Raw genomic sequence first — 12,333 nt, forward strand, 5'->3', positions numbered from 1 at the left:
GAATGCCGAGATTCGGCTGCTACGCGTGCAGTGGCTTGCCGGCCAGGGCCAGGAAGGCCTCGCCGAGTGCCTCGTTCTGGGTGGGGTGCGCGTGCAGGAACGGGGCGATGTCCTCCGGGTAAGCCTCCCAGTTCACTACCAGCTGACCCTCGCCGATGAGTTCGCCGACCCGGGCGCCGATCATGTGGACACCGATGATGGGGCCGTCCTTGGCCCGGACGAGCTTGATCGAACCGGCAGTGCCCAGAATCGAGCTCTTGCCGTTTCCACCCAGGTTGTACTCAACGGTGGAGATCTGGTCGGCGCCGAACTTCTCGGCCGCCTTGGCTTCCGAGTAGCCGATGGATGCAATCTCGGGGTCGCAGTAGGTGACCTTCGGGATGTTCAGGTCGTCGACGACGATCGGATTCAGTCCGGCGATTTCTTCCGCGACGAAGATGCCCTGCTGGAATCCACGGTGCGCGAGCTGCAGTCCGGGGACGATGTCGCCCACGGCGAAGACACCCGGGATGTTGGTTGCGAGGCGCTCATCGGTGAGGACGAAGCCACGATCCATGGCAACGCCGACCTCTTCGAAGCCGAGTCCGGCAGTCGCCGCGCCACGTCCGACGGCGACGAGGAGGATCTCCGCTTCGATGACGGTCCCGTTTTCCAGGGTGATGACGACGCCGTTCTCGTGCTGGGTGACGCTCTGGAACCGGACCCCGAGGGAGTACTCGATGCCGCGCTTGCGGAACGCGCGCTCCAACTGCTTGGAGATGGACTCTTCCTCGTTGGGAACCAGGTGGGGCAGCGCCTCGATGACCGTGACGTCCGCTCCGAAGGACTTCCACACACTGGCGAATTCGACGCCGATGACCCCGCCGCCGAGAATGGCGACCTTCTGGGGAACGAAGTCGAGTTCGAGCGCCTGCTCGCTGGTCATGACGCGGCCGCCGATGGCGAGTCCCGGCAGAGAGCGCGAGTAGGAGCCCGTTGCCAGGATGACGTTCTTGCCCACGATGGTGTCTGCGCCGACCTGCACGGTGTTCGGTGAGACCAGGCGGCCCTCGCCCTCGATCATGGTGATGCCGCGCGACTTGATCAGTCCCTGCAGCCCCTTGTACTTGGACGCCACGATGCCTTTGCGGAACGCGTTCACCGCGGGCATGTCGATGCCCTCGAACTGCGTCTTGACGCCGTATTTGGCGGCCTCGCGGCTGACGTCGGCCACCTCGGCCGAGTGCAGCAGCGCCTTCGTCGGGATGCAACCGACGTGCAGGCAGGTGCCCCCAAGCTTGTCCTTTTCGATCAGACCAACCGTGAGGCCCAGCTGAACGGCGCGCAATGCAGCCGCGTAACCGCCGCTTCCGCCGCCGAGAACGACAAGGTCAAAATTCTGTTCCGACACCCAGATACTCCCTTATGCATCACAACCCGATCCGCCCGACGCGAGATGACGCATCCGGGCAGGCGAAGAGTGGGCGAGCTTTCTCGCCCACTCGACTGTACTACGGGCGCGAAAAGTCCTCGGCCAGGCGCAGCAGTGTCCTGACCGAGATTCCGGTCGGGCCGGCATTCGTGAAGCCCCACGCGCTGCCGGTGTTGTGTGCCGGTCCCGCGATGTCCAGGTGCGCCCACGGGATCGTCTCCGCGGATTCGCCCACTCCGCGGGTGCCGATGAATTCCTGGAGGAAGACTCCGGCCAGGAGCATTCCGCCGTGGCTGCTGCCGATCTTGGCGTTGGCGATGTCTGCGACGTCGGAATTCAGAGTGGCGCGCAGCTCCTCGGGGAGCGGCATCGGCCATATCAGTTCGCCGACCGACTTGCCGGCGGCGAGCACGCGCTCGACGAGCGCGTCCTGCCCCATGGCGGCGTAGTACCGCGTGCCGAGGGCGACGAGGGCGGCGCCGGTCAGGGTCGCGACGTCCACGATCGCGTCCGGGCCTTCTTCTCCGGCCGCGACGAGGCCGTCGGCGAGGACCAGGCGGCCCTCGGCATCCGTGTTCAGTACCTCGACCGTGCGTCCACCGCGGATGCGCAGAACGTCGTTGGGGCGAATGGCCGACCCGGAAGGCATGTTCTCGGCGATGCAGAGCCAGGCGGTGATGCGCAGGCCCAGGCCGAGCCGGGCCGCAGCCAGAGTCACGGCGAGCACTGTGGCCGCGCCCGTCATGTCGTACTTCATGCCCACCATCGACGCCGGCGGCTTCAGGGAGAGTCCGCCGGTGTCGAACGTGATGCCCTTGCCGACGAGCGCCAGGTGCTGCGTGGCGCCTTCCGGTGAGTAGCTGACCTTGACGAGCCGGGGCGGTCGGGTTGATCCCTGGCCGACGCCGGCGATCCCGCCGAAACCGTCGGCGGCCAGTTGTTCCTCGTCCCACACGCGCACGGTGACCGGGAGGCCCGTTGCCGCCTCGACCGCGAGGCGAGCGAGCGAGTCCGGATACAGGTCTGACGGGGGCATGTTGACCAGGTCCTTGACCAGGCCGACGGCCTCGGTGATCGCGTCCACGCGGTCGACCGCGCCGTCCGCGCCGACGCCGGTGTGCACCGTGATCTCCTGAGCCGGCAGCTTCGTGGCCGCCAGCGAATTCTGACGGTAGGCGGTGAACGAATACGAACCGAGCGCTGCGCCCTCGAGTACAGCCTCGGCCCCCTCCGCCGTCAGGGTCGGGAAGGCGAATGCGACGGAGGCAACGCCGGTGAGCTGGCGAACCGCGGATCCCGCGGCATGGCGCAGGGCGTCCGCGGTGGCTTCCGTGCCGATGCCGACAATGGCGATACTGCGGGCTTTGCCGATCGATGCAGGCAGGCGGACAACCTGGTCGCGGGCGCCGGTGATGTCGAGGCTGGAAAGAATCTCCGCGAGGCCGGCGAAGGCCGGGTCGGCGTAGAGCGTTGCGGTGTCGCCCGATTGGAGCGCCCCGACGATGAGGACGTCGGCATCCGACTCGATGGCGGGTGCTGGGGACAGGGTAAGACGGGGAGCAGTCATCTTCCGATGGTACGCGGATCGTCCGCCGCGGCCGTGTTCGCTCTGGGCATCACGGCCCGAGCGTCGATTCCTCCCCGCCTCCGTTTCTGACGTTTAGAGTTAACGACATGCGTGATCCTGGTGACCTCTACGAGCTGACCGCGGACGCCGAGAACGTCCCGGAGGGGCTCCACCTCGTCGCGGGTCTGACGGGGTTCGCGGATGCCGGGGGAGCGGTGTCCCAGTTCACGGAGTACCTGCTCGGAACGCTAGAGCACACCGTCATCGCCATCTTCCACCCTGACCTCCTTCTGGACTACCGGGCCCGCCGCCCGATCATCTACTTCGATCAGGACCACCTCACCGGCTACCAGCCGCCGGCTCTCCGGCTCTACCTGGCCCGGGACGAGATCGGCCAGCCCTTCCTGCTCCTTGCCGGGTACGAACCCGACTTCCGCTGGGACCAGTTCACCGCCGCGGTACTTCAGCTGGTGCGTCGATTCACGGTGGCCTCGACCACCTGGGTGCACGCCATCCCGATGCCCGTGCCGCACACGCGTCCGATCAGAGTCACGGTCAGCGGCAACCGCTCCGACCTGATCGAGAGCATGTCGGTGTGGCGCCCGCACACGCAGGTCCCCGCGAACGCCCTGCACCTGGTCGAGTTCCGGCTCCAGGAAAGTGGCGCGACCGTCGTCGGTTTCGTTCTCCTGGTGCCCCACTATCTCGCGGACACCGAGTTCCCCGCGGCCGCACTGTCCGCACTCGAGAGCACGAGCGCGTCGACGGGTTTGATCTTCCCGACCGATCAGGTGCGCGAGCAGAATCGCGATTTCGTGGCCCGGATCGACGAGCAGGTTCACGACAACCCCGAGCTGGCCAAGCTGGTCGGCACACTCGAAGAACGCTATGACGCTTATATGGAGGGCAGCACGCTGCGTTCGCCCCTGACGGACGAGTCCGGCGAGCTCCCGAGCGCCGACGAAATCGCGGCGGAATTGGAGAATTTCCTCGCTACCCGCCGCGGCAGGGACGACGGCACACTCGCCTGACCCGACGGCGTAGGCTTCTGTCCGTCGGAGCTCGAGGAGGCCGGACCGTGCGGGAGCAGCCCCGAGCGCGGGTAAGTTAGGGGCAATGAACTCGCGTCGGTCTTGGTTGGTCTTCTCCGTCGGATCGTTCGCCTATCTCTCAGCTGTCCTCCAGCGATCGTCTCTCGGGATTGCCGGCGTCGCGGCGACCGACCGTTTCGGCGGTTCGGCTGCGCTCCTGTCCAGCCTCGCCGTGGTCCAGCTCGTGGTCTACGCGGCCGCCCAGATTCCGGTGGGTGTCCTGATCGACCGCTACGGGCCGCGGGTGCTCGTGCTGACGGGGACCTCTCTGATGGCCGCCGGACAGGTCACGCTCGCGCTCGCCCCGAGCATCTCGATCGCCGTGGTCGGCCGCATCCTTGTCGGCGCTGGGGACGCCATGATCTTCATCTCCATGATCCGGCTGATCTCATCCTGGTTCACCGGTCGCAGCGTTCCGCAGCTTTCCCAGTGGCTGGGAAACATCGGTCAGCTCGGACAGGTGCTCTCGGCAGTCCCGCTCGCCTGGGTGCTGCACATCTGGGGGTGGACACCCGCATTCCTCTCGGCCGCATCCGTCGCTCTGGTTGCCCTGGTCGTCGGCATCGTGGTGATTCGGGACCAGCCGGCCGGCACGTCCGACCGGTTGAGGCCCACCAGCCTCGGTGAGGCACTGGCCCAGCTCAAACACAGCTTCAAGCGGCCGGGAACCCAACTGGGTTTCTGGTCGCACTACGTCACCCAGTCCGCCGGCACGGTCTTCACACTGCTCTGGGGCTTCCCATTCATGGTCTACGGGCTCGGTTACGACCCGTCCCTCGCCGCCGCGATGCTGATGGTCCTGGTCGGTGCGGGAATGGTGTTCGGTCCGGTCCTCGGAATCCTCACGGCGCGGTACCCGCTGCGCCGTAGCAACATCGTGCTCGGCATCGTCACGGTCATGGCGGTTGCCTGGGCTGCCGTGCTGCTTTGGCCGGGGCAGCCGCCATTCTGGCTGATCGTGCTGTTGCTGGTGGCCCTGGGCGTCGGAGGGCCGGGTTCGCTGATCGGCTTCGACTTCGCCCGGACCTTCAATCCCCAGCGCAGCCACGGCTCGGCGAACGGGGTGGTCAACGTGGGCGGGTTCACGGCCAGCTTCGTCATGGTCTACCTGGTCGGGCTGCTGCTGGACCTTCAGGACTCCTGGCGCGTTTCCGGGGGAGCGGCGAGTGATCTCTACTCACTCGATTCCTTCCGTCTCGCTTTTTCCGTGCAGTTTCTGGTCGTGGGGATCGGGGTTGTCTTCCTCCTGCGGACCAGGACACGCACCCGTAGCCAGCTGTCGCGCGAAGAGGGGATCGAGGTGGCTCCGCTCTGGGTTGGACTGGCTCGTGCATGGCGCCGACGACGGCGACCTGAATAGGCGCGGCTGGCTTGCCGCATACACAAAGCATGCAATAATTGTCAATAGGGCCCTTTCTGGTCCGGGGAACAGCGACATGAGTGTCAATGTAAATCTCCCGGGACTTGACATGGGTCCAAGTACTGCCCAAAATCCACACTGCCCCCGGTGCCCGTTCTGCCCGATCGACCCGGCTGAACCAGACCAGGCAGCGCCGCAGGTGTCCGCGCCACGGCATGAGAGGTGTTCGAATGGCAACCCGCAAGAAAAACGAGCCAGGCGACGAGTCCCCCGTGAGCACGCCGGCAGAGGCCCAGGCTGAAGTCGGCCAGACCCCGGAAACCGGTGCCGCACAGGCTGTTGCGAAGAAGCCGCTGACCAAGGCTGCCGCCGCCAAGCTGGCAAAAGCTGAAGCAGCAGCGGCCGCCGGAGAAGAAAAGCCAGCTCCGCGCAAGCGGGCCGCCAGCACGAAGGCCAAGGCAAAGCCGGCGGCCGACGAGCACGACGAGCACGCCCCCGGCGATGACACGGATGCCGACGACGATTCAGACGACGCCGCGAAGAAGCGTGCCGCATCCGCCGAGGCCCTGCCCAGCGGCGCCCTCGTCCTTTCCCTCGTGGATGATGACGATGAGGTCCCGGTTTACTCCAGCGCGATCACCGGAGCCACCGCCGACCCCGTCAAGGACTACCTGAAGCAGATCGGCAAGGTCGCGCTCCTGAACGCGGCCGAGGAAGTCGAACTGGCCATGCGGATCGAAGCCGGCCTCTTCGCCGAGGACAAGATGGCGCAGATGACCGACGCGGAGAAGAAGAGTGCCCTCGGGCGTGAGCTGCTCTGGGTGGCCAAAGACGGTGCCCGGGCCAAGAGCCACCTGCTGGGCGCCAACCTCCGCCTCGTCGTGTCGCTGGCCAAGCGGTACACCGGTCGCGGTATGCAGTTCCTGGACCTGATCCAGGAGGGCAACCTGGGCCTCATCCGCGCGGTCGAGAAGTTCGACTACACCAAGGGCTTCAAGTTCTCCACCTACGCCACCTGGTGGATCCGCCAGGCGATCACTCGCGCCATGGCCGACCAGGCCCGTACCATCCGCATTCCCGTGCACATGGTCGAAGTCATCAACAAGCTCGCCCGGGTCCAGCGCCAGATGCTTCAGGACCTCGGTCGGGAGCCCACGCCGGAAGAGCTCAGCCGCGAGCTCGATATGACGCCGGAAAAGGTCGTCGAGGTGCAGAAGTACGGTCGCGAGCCGATCTCACTGCATACCCCGCTCGGCGAGGATGGCGACAGCGAATTCGGCGACCTGATCGAGGACACCGAAGCGGTCGTTCCGGCGGACGCCGTCGGGTTCACCATGCTGCAGAAGCAACTGGAAAGCCTGCTCGATTCCCTCTCCGAGCGTGAAGCCGGCGTCATCCGGATGCGCTTCGGGCTCGGCGACGGGATGCCGAAGACGCTCGACCAGATCGGCGACACGTTCGGCGTGACGCGTGAGCGCATCCGCCAGATCGAGTCCAAGACGATGGCGAAACTGCGCCACCCCTCGCGGTCCCAGTCGCTACGCGACTACCTCGAATAGGAACCCCGGTGCTCTATGCACCGGCGATCCTGCTCGGGCGGGTCGTGCGGATACTCGCCCGTTGGCGTAAACCCGGCGGGGGATCAGCGGTCCCCGGCCTCGTGGTCAACCGGGTCGCCCCCGGGTTCCTGCCGCGGACGCTGAACAGCTTTCCCGGTGGGCTGATCATCGTCACCGGGTCGAGTGGCAAGTCGACCACGACGAAAATGCTGGTCGCGGCCCTGCGCGCGCACGGCACCGACGTCTTCACGAACCAGTCCACCGCCAATATCAGCCAGGGGCTCACGTCCGCTCTCCTCGAGCGGGTGAATCTGAACGGTAGGATCGCCGCGGACATGGCCGTGCTCGAAATGGATGAGGGCCACGGCGCCCTGATCTCCGGGTCTCTCGCTCCGCGCGTGGTCGCCCTGACCAACGTGATGGTGGACCAGATCGACCGATTCCACGATTCCGACATGGTCGCGGCGATGCTCGCGAAAATCGCGGCCCGCGCCACCGGGACGGTCGTTGTCAACGCCGACGACGGGTACCTCGCCGATCTCGCCGCGGGACTCGGCGCCGGAGTGTCGGTTGCCCGGTACGGAGTGTCCGCAGAGGTGCTGGCGGCCAACCCGCGCGGGCTTGGCTACAGCGCCACCGCTCACGACCGGCTCCCCGCGGAGTCCGGAATGCTCCTGACCCACATCGACGGCCGCAACGCCACCATCGCGATCGCCGGGCAGGACTACCCCGTCGGGTTGCCCTCACGGGGGACGCACTACGCCGTGGATGCCCTGACTGCTCTCGCCACCGCCCGGGCAGCCCTGGGCGATCGATTCGACCCCCGGGTGGCCGCCGAGGCAATCTCGACGATTCCGCCCGTCTTCGGCCGCGGCGAGATTGTCACCGTTCGCGGCCAACAGGTGGAATTCGTCCTCGTGCAGAATCCGGCCAGCTTCCAGCTCAACGTGGACAGCCTGGAACCCGGGACAGAGCAGATCCTGATCGCCATCGGCTCCGACGTGCGCGATCCGTCCTACTTCTGGCCCGTGAACACATCGGTACTCGGCCGCGTCCTCATCGCCTCCGGATCCAAAGCGCAGGACATCGCACTGCAGCTCGCCTATGACGACGTGATCGTCGAGCGGGTCGAGCCGGACCTGGGCCAGGCGCTCGATGACTTCCTGGCGCTGCCGAAACCGGCTGCCGGACTGAAAACGATCATCTTCTCCGCGGACTCGATGCGCCGAACCCGGGCCCACCTCGGGCTCGCCAGCAACAAGGAGGGCCAGGAGTGACGACGGCACTGACGATCGTGTCCCTGTTGCCCGAGCTACTGGGCACGAACGGCGACGCGGCCAACGCCCGCGTTCTTGCCCAGCGCAGCCGGTGGGCCGGCATCGATGCGCACGTCGTGGACGTACGCACGGTCGACGACCTGCCCGAGCGGGCCGATGCCGTGGTGATCGGCTCCGGTTCGGATTCCGACCTCGTCACCGCCCGAGACATCCTGGCGACGATGACCGGGCACCTGCGCACCTGGACGACCGAGGGCGTTCCGGTTCTGGCTGTCGGCACCGGGTGGGAACTGCTGAGCTGGGGAATCGAGCTCGCGGACGGCTCAGTGATCGAAGGACTGGGCATCGTGGCCGGGCGCGCCGTGCCGTTGGCCGCCCGGGCCACGGATGACGTCATCGTCGCCACGAAGCACGGTCGGCTGGTGGGGTTCGAGAATCACGCTCGCGGGTATGTCGGCGCGGAGGCGTCGCCTCTGGGCCGGGTCGAGTCGGGCACCGGAAACGGTGGAGGACTCGAGGGGCTCGTCATGGGCAACCTGGTCGGGACCCACCTGCACGGTCCCGTGCTTGCACGCAATCCCGGCCTGGCCGATCACCTGCTGCGCTCCGCGCTGGCCCGCCTCGGCCGCGCCTATACGCCCGGCGCGCACACGGTGGCGGTAGACGAGATAGCGCGGGCCGCGCGCAACCCGATCGCGGTGCGCCTGGGGCTCACGGCGGAGTAAAAAGCTACGGCGCAGGAGCATCCGTGATGCTCCTGCGCCGTAGCTTTGTTTCGTCGTGCGTTCGCTCTAGGAGCGTTGGTCCTCTAGGAGCCGACTCGACTCGTCGTGCCAACTCTCGGCAATGGCTGCGAGCTTCTCCTGGTGCTTACGGCCGTGGTGAGCGCAGAACAACAATTCGCTGTTGTTGACTACGACCCGGATGTAGGCCTGGGCTCCACAAGCGTCGCAGCGGTCCGCTGCGGTGAGCTGGTGGGGAGCCTTCTCTTGGCCGACTGCACCATTTTCGGTGGCGATCTGAGACATGGTTTCCTCCTCCAGACTGATACCAAGCGATACCAATGTTTGCTGTTCTTAATGTAAACACGCTCCTGCCCGGTAATCGAGCCCGGAGGACGCTATTTCGCTCACCGCGTAGCCCGCCTCCGAGGAGTGTTGATGAAAGGCCGAGGGGCCACAGTCGGTATTCTTGGAAGTTGTGAGCTCTTCTGACTATTCCGCGCGCCATCTGTCTGTCCTCGAGGGGCTGGAAGCGGTCCGCAAGCGTCCCGGCATGTACATCGGTTCCACCGACTCGCGGGGGCTCATGCACTGCCTCTGGGAGATCATCGACAACTCCGTCGATGAGGCCCTCGGCGGCTACGGCAGCGGGATCGACATCGTTCTGCACGCCGACGAGAGCGTGGAGGTCCGCGACACGGCACGAGGAATCCCCGTGGACATCGAACCCAAAACGGGTCTGACCGGGGTCGAGGTCGTTTTCACGAAATTGCATGCCGGTGGCAAATTCGGCAGCGGATCCTACGCCGCGTCCGGCGGGTTGCACGGCGTGGGCGCATCCGTCGTGAACGCCCTGTCGGAGCGCCTCGACGTCGAGGTCGACCGTGACGGGAAGACATGGGCCATGTCCTTCCACCGCGGCGAACCGGGCATCTTCGCCGACACGGGGGAGAAGAGTCCGGATGCTCCGTTCACCCCATTCGAGAACCAGAGCGAACTCCGAGTCATCGGCAAGGTCAAACGCGGCGTGACCGGCACCCGGGTCCGGTACTGGGCCGACCGGCAGATCTTCACGAAGGGTGCGGCCTTCCAAACCGAGGAGCTGCTCGAACGGGCCAGGCAGACGGCGTTCCTCGTGCCCGGGCTGGGCATCGACATCGCCGACCAGCGCACCGCAGACCACGTGTTCGAATCATTCAAATTCGACGGCGGCATTTCCGAGTTCGTCGACCACCTCGCGACGGATTCCCCGATCACCGACACCTGGCGCCTGACCGGACAGGGCAGCTTCTCCGAGACCGTCCCCGTTCTGACGGACAAGGGAGCGATGGTTCCCACGGAGCTGGTGCGGGACTGCACCGTGGACATCGCCCTCCGGTGGGGGACCGGGTACGACACCGTCGTGCGCAGTTTCGTGAACATCATCGCCACCCCGAAGGGTGGGACGCACCTGGCCGGCTTCGACGCCGGCCTGCTAAAGTTCCTGCGCGCCCAGGTCGAATTGAATGCGCGCCGCCTCAAGATGGGCTCGGACAAGCTCGAGAAAGACGACGTGATGGCCGGCCTCACCGCGGTTCTGACGGTGCGACTGCCGGAGCCGCAGTTCGAAGGCCAGACGAAAGAAGTGCTCGGCACCCCAGCCGTGCGGGCCATCGTGGCGAACGTCGTCGCCAAGGCAATGAACGAGCGTTTCGTGTCCACCAAACGCGACGACAAGACCCAGGCTGCGGTCGTGCTCGACAAGATCGTGGCCGAGATGAAGTCACGCATCTCCGCGCGGGCGCACAAGGAGACCCAGCGGCGCAAGAACGCGCTGGAGAGTTCTTCGCTTCCGGCGAAGCTGGTTGATTGTCGCAGCAACGACGTGTCCACCAGCGAACTGTTCATCGTTGAAGGTGATTCCGCGCTGGGCACGGCGAAGCTGGCCAGGGACAGTGAGCACCAGGCCCTCCTGCCCATCCGCGGCAAAATCCTGAACGTGCAAAAGGCCTCCGTGTCCGACATGCTCTCCAACGTGGAGTGCGCATCCATCATCCAGGTGATCGGAGCCGGCTCCGGCCGGAGCTTCGACCTGTCTGCTGCCCGGTACGGCAAGGTCATCATCATGAGCGATGCGGATGTCGATGGCGCTCACATTCGAACGCTGCTGCTCACCCTGTTCTTCCGCTACATGCGGCCCATGATCACCGAGGGTCGGGTGTTCGCGGCGGTTCCTCCGCTGCACCGGGTCGTGGTCATGAACCCGGGCACCAAGCCCAACGAGACCATCTACACCTACTCGGAGCAGGAGCTCCAGGGTGTCCTTGCCGGCCTGAAGAAGAGCGGCAAGCGGTATCAGGACCCGATCCAGCGCTATAAGGGACTGGGCGAGATGGACGCCGACCAGCTTGCCACGACGACCATGGAGCGCTCGCACCGCACGCTGCGCCGGGTGAGGGTCGCGGATGCCGAAATGGCCGGGAACGTCTTCGAGCTGCTGATGGGCAACGACGTGGCCCCACGCAAGGAGTTCATCATTGAGAGCTCCGACAAGCTCAGTCGCGACCGCATCGACGTCTGACCCGGTCGGCTGACGGCTGGCGGGCAACGCCGAGCGGGGGGTCAGGCGTCCTTCAGCTGGAAGGCCGTGCTCGGCAGATCTCGTTCGCCGCCGATGATGGCGTCGACCAGACGCTGCGCGACGGCGGCCGGCGGGTAGCCGGAGGGAAGGCGGGGTGCCGTCCCGGAAATCGGGTGCGTGGACAGGGCCGTCTCGGTATGGCCCGGTCGGGCATCAACGATCCGGATGCCGCTGCGCCGCAGTTCCCGGGCGGCGGCCTGGCCGAAGGCGGCCAAGCCGGCCTTCGAGGCGGAGTACGCGGCCAGGTTGGCGGTCGGGCTCTCGCTCACGACCCCGCTGAGGGTGAGCACGAACGGTTCGCGGCCCTGCTCGGCCGAATCGGTCAACGCCGCGCGCGCCGCTCGAAGCAGGCGGATCGGCGCCAGGGTGTTGACGGCGAACAGCTCCGCCAGCGTTTCATCGCTCACCTCCGTGGCCGGGCCGAACGCGACCACGCCGGACGCGTTCACGATACCGTCAAGGCGACCGTGCACGCCGACGGCGTCGGCGACGAGGCCGACGATCGCCGCCGGATCGGAGAGATCGGCCTCGAGCACGGTTCCGTGGATGCCGAGCGCCGCCAGTTTCGTGCGGTCGCGACCGGTCAGGATGAGACGGGCTCCGCCCGCGTTGAGCAGCCGGGCGATCTCCCGGCCGAGTCCGCCGGAGGCACCGACAACGAGAATGGCCGAATCCGAGATGAGAGTCATTCCGTCACCCTAACCCAGCATCTTCTGCGCCAGAACG

General features: G+C 66.4%; 10 protein-coding genes. 6 read left to right on the forward strand and 4 right to left on the reverse strand.

Annotation, left to right across the window (positions count from 1 at the left end):
* Positions 1-19: 19 nt before the first annotated feature.
* Positions 20-1,390 (reverse strand): dihydrolipoyl dehydrogenase, encoded by a 1,371-nt coding sequence (gene lpdA / locus E3T24_RS13615; RefSeq protein ID WP_134402743.1) that lies wholly within the window; start codon positions 1,388-1,390, stop codon positions 20-22.
* Between the two features lie 100 nt (positions 1,391-1,490).
* A complete protein-coding gene (locus E3T24_RS13620; RefSeq protein ID WP_134364885.1) occupies positions 1,491-2,978 on the reverse strand; it encodes a leucyl aminopeptidase in 1,488 nt (495 codons plus the stop codon).
* A 107-nt stretch (positions 2,979-3,085) separates the two neighbouring features.
* Between E3T24_RS13620 and E3T24_RS13625 the strand changes: the two genes are divergently transcribed.
* From E3T24_RS13625 to E3T24_RS13645, 5 genes are all read left to right on the forward strand, one after another.
* Positions 3,086-4,009, forward strand: coding sequence for a PAC2 family protein (locus E3T24_RS13625; protein ID WP_134364884.1), 924 nt, complete (start codon positions 3,086-3,088; stop codon positions 4,007-4,009).
* A gap of 85 nt (positions 4,010-4,094) precedes the next feature.
* Positions 4,095-5,429, forward strand: coding sequence for an MFS transporter (locus tag E3T24_RS13630; protein ID WP_134364883.1), 1,335 nt, complete (start codon positions 4,095-4,097; stop codon positions 5,427-5,429).
* A gap of 230 nt (positions 5,430-5,659) precedes the next feature.
* Positions 5,660-6,988, forward strand: coding sequence for an RNA polymerase sigma factor (locus E3T24_RS13635; protein WP_134364882.1), 1,329 nt, complete (start codon positions 5,660-5,662; stop codon positions 6,986-6,988).
* Positions 6,989-6,996: 8 nt separating this feature from the next.
* Entirely contained in the window at positions 6,997-8,265 is a 1,269-nt protein-coding gene (locus E3T24_RS13640; protein WP_134402744.1) for a MurT ligase domain-containing protein, read from the forward strand.
* Entirely contained in the window at positions 8,262-8,990 is a 729-nt protein-coding gene (locus tag E3T24_RS13645) for a cobyric acid synthase (RefSeq protein ID WP_134364880.1), read from the forward strand. Before E3T24_RS13640 ends, E3T24_RS13645 begins: the two co-directional genes overlap by 4 nt.
* 66 nt (positions 8,991-9,056) lie before the next feature.
* On the opposite strand, the gene E3T24_RS13650 is transcribed toward E3T24_RS13645, so the two are convergent.
* Positions 9,057-9,293 carry a hypothetical protein gene (locus E3T24_RS13650; RefSeq protein ID WP_134364879.1) on the reverse strand — a complete coding sequence of 79 codons (237 nt, stop codon included), beginning with the start codon at positions 9,291-9,293 and terminating at the stop codon, positions 9,057-9,059.
* 172 nt (positions 9,294-9,465) lie between these two features.
* On the opposite strand from E3T24_RS13650, the gene E3T24_RS13655 reads away from it, so the two are divergent.
* Positions 9,466-11,547 (forward strand): DNA topoisomerase IV subunit B, encoded by a 2,082-nt coding sequence (locus E3T24_RS13655; protein ID WP_134364878.1) that lies wholly within the window; start codon positions 9,466-9,468, stop codon positions 11,545-11,547.
* A gap of 41 nt (positions 11,548-11,588) precedes the next feature.
* Here the strand turns inward: E3T24_RS13655 and E3T24_RS13660 are convergent, their stop codons facing one another.
* Positions 11,589-12,296, reverse strand: coding sequence for an SDR family NAD(P)-dependent oxidoreductase (locus tag E3T24_RS13660; protein ID WP_134364877.1), 708 nt, complete (start codon positions 12,294-12,296; stop codon positions 11,589-11,591).
* Positions 12,297-12,333: the final 37 nt, after the last annotated feature.

It is taken from the genome of Cryobacterium sp. TmT2-59, from assembly GCF_004403545.1.
GTDB classification, from domain to species: Bacteria; Actinomycetota; Actinomycetes; order Actinomycetales; family Microbacteriaceae; genus Cryobacterium; species Cryobacterium shii.